A 14487-nucleotide genomic window follows, 5' to 3' on the forward strand; every position below is an offset into this window, starting at 1 on the left:
GTGTCAATGGGAATTGATTATAAAGGAAGCCTTCCCGCTGCCCTCAATACTTCCTGTTAGCAGCCGTTAAGTGTGATGCAGTTGCCTTTACACCCCCAGACCTTGTTGCTAGCATTCTAGAGCCCTGCTTAGCTCTTGCGCGTAACATAAAGAAATGTAAGGACTTTCTTTGTGATTGACATCCCCCTTTTTAGATCAGCGACGCGCCAGCTTGCGGGGCTCGATATCTCGTCCTCATCGGTCAAGCTGGTCGAGTTGTCCGGGGGTGACAAGGACGCTTACAAAGTCGAGCGCTACGCGATCGAGCCCTTGCCGCGCGATGCCGTCGTCGATGGCAACATCGCCAACCTCGAGGCGGTCAGCGAGGCGCTGAGGCGGGCGCTGCGCCGCTTCGGCGGCGGTGTCAAGAATGTGGCCGTGGCGCTGCCCTCGTCCTCGGTCATCACGAAGAAGATCATTCTCCCCGAAGGGCTGCGCGAAACCGACATGGAGTTCGCGGTCGAGGCCGAGGCCAACCAGTACATTCCCTTCGCGCTCGACGAGGTCAATCTCGACTTCCAGGAAATCGGTCCCGCGCCCGGCAGCCCGGGAGACGTCGAAGTCCTGATCGCCGCGTCGCGCAAGGACAAGGTCGAGGATCGGGTCGCGGTCGCCCAGGCGGCGGGCTTGAAGGCGGTGATCGTCGACGTCGAATCGCTCGCCACCGAGTCCGCGCTCGAGCTCGTGTGCAGGCAGTTGCCCCGCGGCGGTGCCGACCAGGTCATCGCCCTCGTCGACATCGGGGCCAGCGTCATGAACGTCACGATGTTCCGCAATGGCCAGTCGGTGTATTCCCGTGAGCAGGCCTTCGGCGGCAGTCAGCTCACGCAGGACATAGCCCGCCAGTACGGCATGAGCTACGAGGAGGCGGAAACCGCCAAGCGCGCCGGCTCGCTGCCCGACAGCTACCCCCGCGACCTGCTCCGCCCCTTCATGGACAGCCTGGCGCTCGAGGTCTCGCGGGCACTGCAGTTCTTCTTCACGTCCACCCAGTTCAACCAGGTCGATCATGTCGTGCTCGCCGGCGGCTGCGCGGTCATGCCCGGGCTCGGGGATGTGGTGGGCGCGCGCACCCAGGTCGATACCCTGATCGCCAACCCGTTCGCCGGCATGACGCTCGACAGCAAGCTGCGACCCAAGAACCTGCTGTCCGACGCGCCCTCGCTGATGGTCGCCTGTGGCCTTGCCCTGCGGAGGTTCGACGCATGATCCGCATCAACCTCCTCCCGCACCGGATCGAGAAGCGCCGTCAGCGCCGGCAGCAGTTCTATGCGCTATCGGTTGCGATGATCGTGCTCGGTGCGCTGATCGGTCTTGCCGTGCATATGGTCTACTCCGGCCACATCGAGCGCCAGCAGGGACGTAACGACTTCCTGAAGACCGAGATTGCCAAGCTCGATCGCGATATCGCCGAGATCCGGCGCCTGCGCGAACAGATCGACGCCATGCTGGCACGCAAGCAGGTCATCGAATCCTTGCAGAGCACGCGCGCAGAGACGGTGCATCTGTTCAACGAACTTGCGCAGCAGATGCCCGAGGGGGTCTATCTGAAGTCGATCAAGCAGACCGATCGCCGTGTCACCCTGGTCGGCTATGCGCAGTCCAACGCGCGGGTTTCGCATCTCATGCGCAACCTCGAATCCTCGCCCTTCCTCGAGCAGCCGGTCCTGGTCGAGGCCAAGGCAGCGAACATCGACAACCGTCGCGTGAGCGAGTTCACGCTCGGGATCGGCATCCGGCAGCCCAAGACCGACGACAACGAGGCGGCCGCCGCCGAGGCCAAGGGAGCGGGCCAATGAGCACGAGCGCAAAGGGCCGCGCTGGCATCGACTTCAACCGCCTGGCGCAGGATTTCAAGGGGCTGGACCCGAACGACCCCGGGCTGTGGCCGGTCGCGCCGCGCGTGGCGGTGTTCATCGCGCTTCTTGCAGCGACCATCGCCGCATTCTGGTGGTTCGACTGGCGGGATCAGATCGAGACGCTCGAGCGGGTTCAGGCCGAAGAGATGCAGCTGCGCGACAGCTGGGTGGCGAAGAAGCGCCAGGCGGTGAACCTGGAGGAGCACCGCCGCCAGCTCGCCGAGATCGACCGCCAGTTCGGCGCGCTGCTCAAGCAGTTGCCGAACCGGGCGGAGATGGATTCGCTGCTGTCCGACATCAACCAGGCGGGCCTGGGACGCGGCCTGCAGTTCGAGCTGTTCAAGCCGGGTGCGGACGTGGTCAAGGAGTTCTACGCCGAGATGCCCATCGAGATTCGCGTGCTGGGCGTGTATCACGACCTTGGCGAATTTGTCAGCGACGTCGCGCGCATGCCGCGGATCGTCACCCTGAACAACATCGGGCTGGACGCCGACAAGGACGGCAAGCTCAAGCTCGAGGCCAGGGCCACGACCTACCGCTATCTCGACGAGGAAGAACTCGCCCAGCAACGGCAGGCGGCGCAGGCCGCGCAAGGGGCCAGACGATGAACAAGGGTGTGTGGCTTGTCGCCTGCGTGTTGCTGGCCGGCTGTGCCGGTGGCAACGAGGACAACCTGCAGGTGTGGATGGATGAGCAGGGCAGGACGATGCGCGGCGCGGTGCGACCGCTGCCCGAGCTGCTGCCCTTCCCGGTGGTGAATTACGCAGGCGTTCAGGGGGACGACCCCTTCCGCAGCGCGCGCATGGAGCCCGAACGGCGTGCTTCCGGCAGCGCCCTGCGGCCGGACCTCGATCGTCGCCGCGAGCCGCTGGAAGCCTATCCGCTCGAGTCCCTGCAGATGGTCGGCGTGCTGATGCAGGGGAAGAGCACGCATGCCCTGGTGCGGGTCAGCAACAACTTGTATCAGGTCAAGGTTGGTAACTACATGGGACAGGACTTCGGCGTCGTCACCGCGATCACCGAGAGCGAGGTGACGCTGCGCGAGCTCGTCGAGGACGTGTACGGCGACTGGGTTGAACGCACCAGTAAGCTGATATTGCAGGAGCGGCAGGAGACCGGAAGATGAGACACCGTATCGGAGTGCTGCTGCTTGCGGCCGTTGTCGCAGGCCTCGCGCCGGCGCCCGGCGCCCTGGCGCAGGAGTCGGAACAGACACAGGTTTTTGCCAACCAGATCGAAGGGCTGGAGGTGGCCGAGCAAGGGGGGACGGTGTATCTGCGGCTCACCCTCAAGGAGCCGCTGACAAGCCCGCCGCCGAGCTTCAGCGTGGCCAATCCGGCGCGCATCGCCTTCGACTTCGCCGGCACCGCCAACGCGCTCGGCCGCAGTGTGCAGAACATCGAGCAGGGCGACCTGCGCAGCGCCAACATCGTGCAGGCGGGAGACCGCACGCGCCTGGTGCTGAACCTGGTGAAGATGAGCCCCTACGAGACGCGCATCGAAGGCCGTGACCTCATCGTCGCGATCACGCCGGTCAGCGGCCAGGTGGCGCAGACCGCGGCGGTGGCCGAATCCCACGGCAACTTCGCCGACTCGCGCGTCGCCGTCGCCTCCGGCCTGGCGGTGCGTGACATCAACTTCCGTCGCGGCACCGAAGGTGAGGGGCGGGTGGTGGTCGATCTGTCGAGTGCCGAGACGGGTATCGACATCCGCCAGCAGGGCGGCAATCTGGTGGTGGACTTCCTCAAGACTGCGCTGCCCGAGCATCTGCGCCGCCGCTCCGACGTCACCGACTTCGCCACCCCGGTGACGTCGATGACGGCTCAGCAAGTGGGCGATCGGGTGCGCCTGACGGTCACGCCCAATGGCCTGTGGGAGCACAACGCCTACCAGAGCGACAACCGCTTCGTGCTTGAGGTCAAGCGCGTGGTGGAGGATCCGACCAAGCTGGGCCGCGGACGGGCTGATTTCCAGGGTGAGAAGCTGTCCCTGAACTTCCAGAACGTCGATGTGCGCTCGGTGCTGCAGGTCATCGCTGATTTCACCGACTTCAACATCATCACGTCCGACTCGGTCCAGGGCAACCTGACGCTGCGCCTCAAGGACGTGCCCTGGGACCAGGCGCTCGACATCATCCTCCAGTCCAAGGGCCTGGACATGCGCAAGAACGGCAACGTCATCTGGATTGCGCCGGGTGACGAGCTGGCTGCGCGCGAGAAGCTGCAACTCGAGGCGCAGGCGCAGATCAAGGACCTGGAGCCGCTGCAGACGGAAAGCTTCCAGATCAACTATCACAAGGCCAAGGAGATCTTCGATTTCCTCAAGAGCAAGGACCAGACCATGCTCTCGCAACGTGGCAGCGTGGTCGTCGATGAGCGCAGCAACAAGGTGTTCGTGACCGACGTCGGTTCGCGCCTGGAGGCCTTGCGCAGGCTGATCCAGGAGATCGACGTGGCACCGCGCCAGGTGTTGATCGAGGCCCGGATCGTCGAGGCGAACAAGACTTTTGCGCGGGACCTCGGCGTGCGCATGACCTTTGGCAGCAAGGGAACCGCCTCGCTCGATGGCGCCCGCATCGGCTTCGGCTCGTCCTCATTGACGCCCGGCGATAGCAGCGTGCCCAACAACTTCACGCCGACCTTGGCCCAGTCGGGTACGGGTTTCCAGCCTGCAGGCTACGGCTCGTTCGGACTGAGCCTTTTCAACAGCAGGGCCACGCGCTTCCTGAACCTCGAGCTGCAGGCGCTCGAAAGCGACGGTCGTGGTCGAGTGGTGTCCAGTCCGCGTGTCCTGACTGCCAACCAGGTCGAGGCGTCGATCGAGCAGGGTACCGAGATCCCCTATCAGGAGGCGACGAGCTCGGGCGCGACCAGCGTGTCGTTCAAGAAGGCGGTGCTGTCGCTCAAGGTCAAGCCGCAGATCACCCCTGATGGCCGGCTCCAGCTGTCGATCGAGGTGAACAAGGATCGCCCCCTGTACGAGAACGCGCTGCTCAACGTGCCGCCGATCGAGACGAAGAACGTGAAGAGCGAGGTGCTGATCGAGAACGGCGGCACCGTCGTGATCGGCGGCATCTATGAGGAAGAGGAGTCGACCGGCGTGGATCAGGTGCCGGTGCTTGGCGACATCCCGGTGCTCGGCAATCTGTTCAAGACGCGCAGCACGGTCTCCAACCGCAAGGAGTTGCTCGTCTTCATCACCCCGCGCATCGTCTCGGACGCGCTGACCCTGCGTTAAGCCTTCGCACTCTGCTGTTACAATGCCGGGGCGGGCATCCCGAAAGGGTGCCCGCCCCTTTTTCATCTGGACTTCCGGCGAGTCGCGCGTGAGCTGTCTGATACTGATCGGCATGATGGGCGCCGGCAAGACCACGGTTGGCAAGGAGCTGGCGCGGCGGCGCAAGCTGCGTTTTGCCGATTGTGATCATGAGATCGTCGCCCGCACCGGGGTGAGCATCCCGACCATCTTCGAGATCGAAGGGGAGGCGGGCTTTCGCCGCCGCGAGACGCAGATGATGGACGAGCTGACGCGCGAATCCGACATCGTCATCGCCACCGGCGGCGGGGTGGTCACCACGCCCGAGAACCGCGCGCTGATGCGTGAACGCGGCATCGTGTTCTACCTCAACGTGCTGCCGCAGATCCTCTTCGAGCGCACCCGCCACGACCGCAACCGGCCGCTGCTGCAGGTGGAGAACCCGCGCCAGCGCATCGAGGAGCTCTACCGTCAGCGCGATCCGCTCTACCGCGAGGTGGCCCACGTCGTGGTCGACGGCGGACGCACGAACCCCGGGACCATGGTGCGCCTGATCGAGGACGCCCTGAAGAAACGCGAGCACAGCACATGCAGACCCTGACCGTCGCCCTGGCCGATCGCGCCTATCCCATCCACATCGGCCGCGGCCTGCTCGGTCGCGCCGAGCTGATCCTGCCGTATCTGAAGACCCGACGGGTGGCGATCGTCACCAACGACACCGTCGGCCCGCTCTACCTCGAGGTGCTGCGCAGCGCGCTCGAGGAGGCAGGGGTGAAGGTGTCGACGGTGAGCCTGCCGGACGGCGAGGCCTTCAAGGACTGGCAAACCCTCAACCGCATCTTCGACATGCTGCTCGCCGAACGCTGCGAGCGCTCGACCACGCTGGTCGCGCTGGGCGGCGGGGTGGTGGGGGACATGGGCGGCTTTGCGGCCGCCTGCTACCAGCGCGGCATGCCCTTCATCCAGGTCCCGACCACGCTGCTGGCCCAGGTCGACTCCTCGGTTGGCGGCAAGACGGCGATCAACCACCCACTGGGCAAGAACATGATCGGCGCCTTCTATCAGCCCAGGCTGGTGCTGGCCGACATCGACACCCTGGCCACCTTGCCCGATCGCGAGCTTTCGGCCGGGTTGGCCGAGGTCATCAAGTACGGCCTGATCCGTGATCCGGTTTTTCTCGACTGGCTCGAGACCAATCTCGATCACCTGGTCGCGCGCGACGCCGATGCGCTCGCGTATGCGATCGAGCGTTCCTGCCGCAACAAGGCCGAGGTGGTGGCGGCGGACGAGACCGAGCAGGGCGAGCGCGCCCTGCTCAACCTCGGCCATACCTTCGGTCATGCGATCGAGACCGGGCTCGGTTACGGCGAATGGCTGCACGGCGAGGCAGTCGCCGCCGGCACCATGATGGCGGCCGAGCTCTCACGTCGTCTCGGTTGGTTGAGCGACGCCGACGTCGGGCGCATCGAGGCCCTGTTCGTGCGCGCAAAACTGCCGGTGTGGGGGCCGAGCCTGGGTGCCGCGCGCTATCTCGAGTTGATGTCGCACGACAAGAAGGTCGAGGCCGGCCGCCTGCGCCTGGTGCTGCTGCGCAAACTCGGTCGCGCCGTGATTCATGGTGATGCCGCACAAGCCGAGCTCGTCGCTGCCATCGAGGCGCGCTGTCGTTGATTGTTGCCTGCCTTGAGCAGGCACGGTGAGGGGAGGGGGTCCATGCTGCAGCTCGCGCCTTACGCAGTCACCGAGGCCAATTCGCGCGGCCGGACGCATGACGAACCGGCGCCGGTCGCGCGCGGGCAGTTCCAGCGCGACCGCGACCGCATCGTCCACTCCACTGCCTTTCGCCGCCTCGAATACAAGACGCAGGTCTTCGTCAACCACGAGGGCGACCTGTTCCGTACCCGGCTCACCCACAGCATCGAAGTCGCCCAGATCACGCGCGGCATCGCGCGCGAGCTCGCGCTCAACGAGGATCTCGCCGAGTCGATCGCCTTCGCGCACGACCTTGGTCACACGCCCTTCGGGCACGCCGGCCAGGACGCGCTCAATGCCTGCATGAAGGATTTCGGCGGCTTCGAGCACAACCTGCAGTCGCTGCGCACGGTGGATCTGCTCGAGGATCGCTATGCGGCCTTCGAGGGGCTGAACCTGATGTTCGAGACCCGCGAAGGCATTCTCAAGCATTGCTCGCGCGCTCACGCCGCGGCGCTCGGCGACGTCGGCCAACGCTTTCTCGACGGCACCCAGCCTTCGCTCGAGGCCCAGCTCGCCAATCTCGCCGACGAGATCGCCTACAACAACCACGACGTCGACGACGGCCTGCGCTCCGGCCTGATCACCCTCGAGCAGCTCGAGGACGTCCCGCTTTTCGCGGCCCAGCGTCGCGAGGTCGAGGCGCGCTGGCCGGGCTTGACCGGGCGCAAGCTGATCAACGAGACCGTGCGCCGCATGATCCACCTGATGGTGATCGACCTGCTCGAGCAGACGCGCGCCAACATCGCCGCCGCGGGCGTGGCTTCGCTCGACGACGTGCGCGCCGCGCCGCGCCTGGTGGCCTATTCGGACGTGCTGCTGCCACGCCTGCGCGAGCTGAAGCTCTTCCTGCGCGATCGGCTCTACCGCCACTACCAGGTGCTGCGCATGACGAACAAGGCGCGCCGCATCGTCAGCGAGCTGTTCGCCGCGTTCATGGACGACCCGCACATCCTGCCGCCGCAGTACCAGGCGATGGCGCGCGAGGACAAGGCGCGGGCGATCGCCGACTACATCGCCGGCATGACCGACCGCTATGCAATGAAGGAGCATCGCCGCCTGTTCGCGGTCGGCGAGATCCATTGACGGTGGACGTGGCGGCAGACGCAGTGCAAAAAGCCTCTTCCAGACGCCTGCCGCAGTGCAAAAAAATTCTTGAACCCGGCGTTTTGCGGGCGTATAGTTTTTTTTCGTCAACAGCACGTCTGGTGGCGGTGTCCAAAATGGTGCATGCGGGCTTTTCGTCCTGCTCCCTTGACATCAGAAAGCTGTTTTTGCACCAACTTGGTGCAAATCATAAAGCCGGTGCGCGCGCGCCCGGCTTTTTTGTGCGCGTTCGGTTTAGTCGGACCCCCGGTCCGACTGGCCTCCCCCGGCTCCTGCGCGTGATCTTGCGTGTCGTTTGAGGAAAAGAAGATGGATCTGCCCCAAAAGCAGGGTCTGTACGACCCCGCCAACGAACATGATGCCTGCGGCGTGGGTTTCATCGCCCACATCAAGGGCGAGAAACGTCATGACATCATCCTGCAGGGCCTCGAAATCCTGAAGAACCTCGATCACCGCGGCGCGGTCGGTGCCGACCCGCTGCAAGGTGACGGCGCCGGCATCCTGATCCAGATTCCCGACCAGCTCTACCGCGAGGAGATGGCCAGGCAGGGCGTCATCCTGCCGCTGTCCGGCGAGTACGGAGTCGGCATGGTGTTCATGCCCAAGGAAGCGGCCTCGCGGCTGGCCTGTGAAGAGGAGATCGAGCGTGCGGTCGTGGCCGAAGGCCAGACCGTGCTCGGCTGGCGCGACGTGCCGGTCAATCGCGCCATGCCGATGTCGCCCACGGTGAAGGCCAAGGAGCCGGTGATCCGCCAGATCTTCATCGGCCGCGGCCCGGATGTGATGGTCACCGAAGCGCTCGAGCGCAAGCTCTACGTCGTGCGTCGCCGCGCCGCCAACGCCATTGGCGCGCTGCAGCTCAAGCACGGCAAGGAGTTCTACATGGTGTCGATGTCGGCACGCACGGTGAACTACAAGGGCCTGCTGCTCGCCAACCAGGTCGGCGAGTATTACCTCGACCTGGTCGACCCGCGCGCGGTGTCGGCCCTGTCGCTGGTGCACCAGCGCTTCTCGACCAACACCTTCCCGAAGTGGGATCTCGCCCATCCGTTCCGCTACATCGCCCACAATGGCGAGATCAACACCCTGCGCGGCAACTACAACTGGATGCGCGCGCGCGAGAAGGGCGTGCATTCGCCGCTGTTGGGCGACGATCTGCAGAAGATCTGGCCGCTGATCTACCCCGGCCAGTCCGATTCGGCCTCCTTCGACAATGCGCTCGAACTGCTGGTGATGAGCGGCTACACGCTCGCTCACGCGATGATGATGATGATTCCCGAGGCCTGGGAGTCGCACACGCAGATGGACGAGAAGCGTCGCGCCTTCTACGAGTACCACGCGGCGATGATGGAGCCGTGGGACGGCCCCGCCGCAGTGGCCTTCACCGACGGTCGCCAGATCGGCGCGACGCTGGACCGCAACGGCCTGCGTCCTGCGCGTTACCTGGTCACCGACGACGACCTCGTGGTGATGGCCTCCGAATCCGGCGTGCTGCCGATTCCCGACAGCAAGATCGTCAAGAAGTGGCGCCTGCAGCCGGGCAAGATGTTCCTGATCGACATGGAGCAGGGCCGCATCATCGGCGACAAGGAGCTCAAGGAGTCGCTCGCCAACGCCAAGCCCTACGCCGACTGGCTGCGCCGCATCAACATCAAGCTCGACACCCTCGAGGTGCCGGCCGTGCCCGACCGTGTCGCCGCTGACGGCGGCGGCGAGCGCATCGCGCCGCTGCTCGACCGCCAGCAGGCCTTCGGCTACACGCAGGAGGACATCAAGTTCATCCTCGAGCCGATGGGCAAGAGCGGCGAGGAGAGCACCGGCTCGATGGGCAACGACTCGCCGCTGGCGGTGCTGTCGGCGCGCAGCAAGCCGTTGTACAACTACTTCCGTCAGCTCTTCGCCCAGGTCACCAACCCGCCGATCGACCCGATCCGCGAACAGATGGTGATGTCGCTGGTGTCCTTCATCGGGCCCAAGCCCAACCTGCTCGAAATCAACGAGATCAACCCGCCGTTCCGCCTCGAGGTGAGCCAGCCGGTGCTCGACTTCGCCGGCATGGCCAAGATCCGCAACATCGCGCGCTACACGCAGAACAAGTTCCGCTCGGCCGAGCTCGACATCTGCTACCCGGCCGAGTGGGGTAAGGAAGGCGTGGAAGCACGCCTGGCCTCGCTGTGTGCCGACGCCGAGAACGCGGTGCTGGGCGGCTACAACATCCTCATCGTGTCCGACCGCAAGCTGTCGGCCGAGCGCATCGCCATCCCCGCGCTGCTGGCGCTGTCCGCCATTCACCAGCACCTGGTGGCCAAGGGCCTGCGTACCCGCGCCGGCCTGGTGGTCGAGACCGGCTCGGCGCGCGAAGTGCATCACTTCGCCGTGCTCGCGGGCTATGGCGCCGAGGCCGTGCATCCCTACCTCGCGCTCGAGACCCTGCAGCACCTCGCCGGTGACGCGGAGTCCGCCGCCAAGTACGTCAAGCACTTCGTCAAGGCGATCGGCAAGGGCCTGATGAAGGTCATGTCGAAGATGGGCATCTCGACCTACATGTCCTACACCGGGGCGCAGATCTTCGAGGCCGTCGGCCTCAAGCAGGCGCTGCTCGACAAGTACTTCACCGGCACCACCAGCCAGGTCGAGGGCATCGGCGTGTTCGAGGTCATGGAAGAGGCGATCCAGCTGCACAAGGCCGCGTTCAGCCCCGACCCGGTGCTGCACGACATGCTCGACGCCGGTGGCGAGTACGCCTTCCGCATCCGCGGCGAAGAGCACATGTGGACGCCGGACGCGATCGCCAAGCTGCAGCACGCCACGCGCTCGGGCAAGTACGACACCTACAAGGAGTACGCCCGCATCATCAACGACCAGAGCAAGCGCCACATGACCTTGCGCGGCCTGTTCGAGCTCAGGGCCGCCGAAACCCCGGTGGCGCTCGACGAGGTCGAGCCGGCGGTGGAGATCGTCAAGCGCTTCGCCACCGGCGCGATGTCGCTCGGCTCCATCTCCACCGAGGCGCACACCACGCTGGCGGTGGCGATGAACCGCATCGGCGGCAAGTCGAACACCGGCGAGGGCGGCGAGGATCCGATGCGCTTCAAGCCGCTCACGCAGGCGATCAAGCTGTCGCAGGTGATCGGCGAGAAGCGCATCGCGCGCGACCTCGAGCTGAACGCCGGCGACTCGCTGCGTTCGGCGATCAAGCAGGTGGCCTCGGGCCGTTTCGGCGTGACCGCCGAATACCTCGCCAACGCCGACCAGATCCAGATCAAGATGGCGCAGGGCGCCAAGCCCGGCGAGGGCGGTCAGCTGCCCGGCCACAAGGTGTCGGAATACATCGGCTTCCTGCGCCACTCGGTGCCGGGTGTCGGCCTCATTTCGCCGCCGCCGCACCACGACATCTATTCGATTGAAGACCTCGCGCAGCTGATCCACGACCTCAAGAACACCAACCCTGCAGCGAGCATCTCGGTCAAGCTGGTGTCCGAGATCGGCATCGGCACGGTGGCGGCCGGCGTGGCCAAGGCCAAGGCCGACCACATCGTCGTCGCCGGCCATGACGGCGGCACCGGCGCCAGCCCGTGGAGCTCGATCAAGCACGCCGGTTCGCCGTGGGAGCTCGGCCTGGCCGAGACCCAGCAGACCCTGGTGCTCAACCGCCTGCGTTCGCGCATCCGCCTGCAGGTCGACGGCCAGATCAAGACCGGCCGCGACGTCGTCATCGGTGCGCTGCTCGGCGCCGACGAGTTCGGCTTCGCCACCGCGCCGCTGGTCGTCGAAGGCTGCATCATGATGCGCAAGTGCCACCTCAACACCTGCCCGGTCGGCGTCGCCACCCAGGATCCGGTGCTGCGCGCGCGCTTCCAGGGTCAGCCCGAGCACGTGGTCAATTACTTCTTCTTCGTCGCCGAGGAAGTGCGCGAGCTGATGGCCCAGCTCGGCATCCGCAGCTTCGACGAGCTGATCGGCCGCGCCGACCTGCTCGACATGAAGAAGGGCATCGCCCACTGGAAGGCGCAGGGCCTGGATTACTCGCGCATCTTCTACCTGCCGAACGTGCCGGCCGAGGTGCCGCGCCTGCACACCGAGACGCAGGACCACGGCCTCGACAAGGCGCTCGATAACCAGCTCATCGCGCTCGCCAAGCCGGCGCTGGAGAAGGGGGAGAAGGTCAACATCGACCTGCCGGTGCGCAACATCAACCGCACCGTGGGCGCGATGCTGTCGGGCGAGGTCGCCGCGCGCTACGGACATTCCGGGTTGCCGTCGGACACCATCCACATCCGCCTCAATGGCACTGCGGGGCAGAGCTTCGGTGCCTTCCTGGCGCGTGGCGTGACGCTCGAGCTGGTGGGCGAGGGCAACGACTACGTCGGCAAGGGCCTGTCGGGCGGACGCATCATCGTGCGTCCGAAGGCCGAGTTCCGTGGCGACACGCCTGACAACATCATCGTCGGCAACACCGTGCTCTACGGTGCGACCGAAGGCGAGGTGTACTTCGCCGGTGTCGCGGGCGAGCGCTTTGCGGTGCGCAATTCCGGCGCCACTGCGGTGGTGGAAGGCGTCGGCGACCATGGCTGCGAGTACATGACCGGCGGTACCGTGGTCGTGCTTGGCGAGACGGGCCGCAACTTCGCCGCCGGCATGTCCGGTGGCGTGGCCTACGTGCTGGACGAGGACGGCACGTTCGAGCAGCGCTGCAACATGGCGCAGGTCGCGCTCGAGCCGCTGCCCGACGAGATCGCCGCGCGCAAGGGGTCGGAATCGGGCGACGAGCTCGAATCCCATGGCCGCGTCGACATCGACCATCTGACGATGGGCGACGAGCTCATCCTCAAGGGCCTGATCGAGCGCCACGTCCGTTTCGCCGGCAGCGTGCGTGCCCGCGAGATCCTGAACAACTGGGGCGTCTGGCGGAAGAAGTTCGTCAAGGTGTTCCCGCATGAGTACCGTCGTGCGCTGGCCGAGATGGCAGAGGCACGTGAAGCAGAGAAGGAGGCCGCATAAATGGGCAAGCCCACTGGATTTCTGGAGCATCAGCGTCTGTCCGAGGCCTACGAGCCGGTCGACAAGCGCCTGAAGACCTACAAGGAATTCGTCGTTCGCCTGAGCGACGAGCAGGCCGCCATCCAGGGCGCGCGCTGCATGGACTGCGGCATTCCGTTCTGCAACAACGGTTGCCCGGTCAATAACATCATTCCCGACTGGAACGACCTCGTGTATCGCGGCCACTGGCGCGAGGCGATCGAGGTGCTGCACTCGACCAACAACTTTCCCGAGTTCACCGGCCGCATCTGCCCCGCGCCCTGCGAGGCGGCGTGCACGCTGAACATCAACACCGACGCGGTGGGGATCAAGTCGATCGAGCACGCGATCATCGACAAGGCGTGGGAAGAAGGCTGGGTGGTGCCCCAGGTGGCCGAGCTCAAGACCGGCAAGAAGGTCGCCGTCGTCGGTTCCGGGCCGGCGGGCCTGGCCGCCGCGCAGCAGCTCGCACGCGCCGGCCATGACGTCACCGTGTTCGAGAAGAACGACCGCATCGGCGGCCTGCTGCGCTACGGCATCCCCGACTTCAAGATGGAGAAGTGGCTGATCGACCGCCGTGTCGAGCAGATGCAGGCCGAAGGCGTGCGCTTCCGCACCGGCGTGGTGGTGGCGGCCAAGGAGATGCCGGCTGGCATCGTCAACGACGCCAAGGAAGTCGTCAGCGCCGAGCAACTGCAGCAGGACTTCGACGCCGTGGTGCTGGCGGGCGGCGCCGAGGTGCCACGCGACCTGCCGGTGCCGGGGCGCGAGCTCGGCGGGGTGCACTACGCGCTCGAGTTCCTGATCCCGCAGAACAAGCAGGTCGCCGGCGACAAGCCGAATCCGATCTCGGCCAAGGGCAAGCACGTGGTGGTGATCGGCGGCGGCGACACCGGCTCTGACTGCGTGGGCACCTCCAACCGTCACGGCGCGGCGAGCGTGACCCAGTTCGAGCTGATGCCGATGCCGCCCGAGCAGGAGAACAAGCCGCTGGTGTGGCCGTACTGGCCGACCAAGCTGCGCACCTCGTCCTCGCACGAGGAAGGCTGCGAGCGCGACTTCGCCGTCGCCACCAAGGAGTTCATCGGCAAGAACGGCAAGGTCAAGGCGCTCAAGGCCTGTCGCCTGGAGTGGAAGGACGGCAGGATGAGCGAGATCCCGGGCTCCGAGTTCGAGATCAAGGCCGACCTGGTGCTGTTCGCGATGGGCTTCACCCAGCCGGTGGGTGGCGTGCTCGAGGCCTTCGGCGTCGACAAGGACACGCGTGGTAACGCCAAGGCCAGCACCGACGGTGAGGGCTGCTACGCCACCAACGTGCCCAAGGTGTTCGCCGCCGGCGACATGCGCCGCGGGCAGTCGTTGGTGGTCTGGGCGATTCGTGAGGGCCGCCAGTGCGCCCGTGCGGTCGACGAGTTCCTGATGGGTGAGAGCCTGCTGCCGCGCTGATATCCTCTGC

10 protein-coding genes are annotated in these 14487 nt (G+C 65.7%); all 10 read left to right on the forward strand.

Going from position 1 to position 14487, the window contains the following annotated elements:
- Window positions 1-171: 171 nt before the first annotated feature.
- Window positions 172-1248, forward strand: a complete 1077-nt coding sequence (locus tag PLC66_RS01040) for a pilus assembly protein PilM (RefSeq protein WP_324537011.1) — start codon at window positions 172-174, stop codon at window positions 1246-1248.
- Window positions 1245-1838 carry a PilN domain-containing protein gene (locus tag PLC66_RS01045; protein WP_324537013.1) on the forward strand — a complete coding sequence of 198 codons (594 nt, stop codon included), beginning with the start codon at window positions 1245-1247 and terminating at the stop codon, window positions 1836-1838. The genes PLC66_RS01040 and PLC66_RS01045 overlap by 4 nt, the downstream gene beginning before the upstream one ends.
- Window positions 1835-2506: a type IV pilus inner membrane component PilO gene (locus tag PLC66_RS01050; protein WP_324537015.1), complete on the forward strand. Its 672-nt coding sequence runs from the start codon at window positions 1835-1837 to the stop codon at window positions 2504-2506. The genes PLC66_RS01045 and PLC66_RS01050 overlap by 4 nt, the downstream gene beginning before the upstream one ends.
- Window positions 2503-3024 (forward strand): pilus assembly protein PilP, encoded by a 522-nt coding sequence (locus PLC66_RS01055; protein WP_324537017.1) that lies wholly within the window; start codon window positions 2503-2505, stop codon window positions 3022-3024. The genes PLC66_RS01050 and PLC66_RS01055 overlap by 4 nt, the downstream gene beginning before the upstream one ends.
- Entirely contained in the window at window positions 3021-5135 is a 2115-nt protein-coding gene (locus PLC66_RS01060; protein ID WP_324537019.1) for a type IV pilus secretin PilQ, read from the forward strand. Before PLC66_RS01055 ends, PLC66_RS01060 begins: the two co-directional genes overlap by 4 nt.
- A gap of 88 nt (window positions 5136-5223) precedes the next feature.
- Window positions 5224-5754: a shikimate kinase gene (locus tag PLC66_RS01065; protein WP_324537021.1), complete on the forward strand. Its 531-nt coding sequence runs from the start codon at window positions 5224-5226 to the stop codon at window positions 5752-5754.
- A complete protein-coding gene (gene aroB, locus PLC66_RS01070) occupies window positions 5742-6824 on the forward strand; it encodes a 3-dehydroquinate synthase (RefSeq protein ID WP_324537023.1) in 1083 nt (360 codons plus the stop codon). The genes PLC66_RS01065 and aroB overlap by 13 nt, the downstream gene beginning before the upstream one ends.
- A 42-nt stretch (window positions 6825-6866) precedes the next feature.
- Window positions 6867-7991 carry a deoxyguanosinetriphosphate triphosphohydrolase gene (locus tag PLC66_RS01075; protein ID WP_324537025.1) on the forward strand — a complete coding sequence of 375 codons (1125 nt, stop codon included), beginning with the start codon at window positions 6867-6869 and terminating at the stop codon, window positions 7989-7991.
- A gap of 330 nt (window positions 7992-8321) precedes the next feature.
- Entirely contained in the window at window positions 8322-13013 is a 4692-nt protein-coding gene (locus PLC66_RS01080; protein WP_324537027.1) for a glutamate synthase-related protein, read from the forward strand.
- Entirely contained in the window at window positions 13014-14477 is a 1464-nt protein-coding gene (locus PLC66_RS01085; protein WP_324537029.1) for a glutamate synthase subunit beta, read from the forward strand.
- Window positions 14478-14487 lie beyond the last annotated feature (10 nt).

The sequence above is a fragment of the Thauera sp. genome, from assembly GCF_035444905.1.
Lineage (GTDB): Bacteria > Pseudomonadota > Gammaproteobacteria > Burkholderiales > Rhodocyclaceae > Thauera.

Bases quoted from the DNA above. Each gene is read 5' to 3' on its own strand.
- aroB (WP_324537023.1), top strand. From the start codon at position 5,742: ATGCAGACCCTGACCGTCGCCCTGGCCGATCGCGCCTATCCCATCCAC.
- PLC66_RS01085 (WP_324537029.1), top strand. From the start codon at position 13,014: ATGGGCAAGCCCACTGGATTTCTGGAGCATCAGCGTCTGTCCGAGGCC.
- PLC66_RS01045 (WP_324537013.1), top strand. From the start codon at position 1,245: ATGATCCGCATCAACCTCCTCCCGCACCGGATCGAGAAGCGCCGTCAG.
- PLC66_RS01075 (WP_324537025.1), top strand. From the start codon at position 6,867: ATGCTGCAGCTCGCGCCTTACGCAGTCACCGAGGCCAATTCGCGCGGC.
- PLC66_RS01050 (WP_324537015.1), top strand. From the start codon at position 1,835: ATGAGCACGAGCGCAAAGGGCCGCGCTGGCATCGACTTCAACCGCCTG.
- PLC66_RS01055 (WP_324537017.1), top strand. From the start codon at position 2,503: ATGAACAAGGGTGTGTGGCTTGTCGCCTGCGTGTTGCTGGCCGGCTGT.
- PLC66_RS01080 (WP_324537027.1), top strand. From the start codon at position 8,322: ATGGATCTGCCCCAAAAGCAGGGTCTGTACGACCCCGCCAACGAACAT.
- PLC66_RS01060 (WP_324537019.1), top strand. From the start codon at position 3,021: ATGAGACACCGTATCGGAGTGCTGCTGCTTGCGGCCGTTGTCGCAGGC.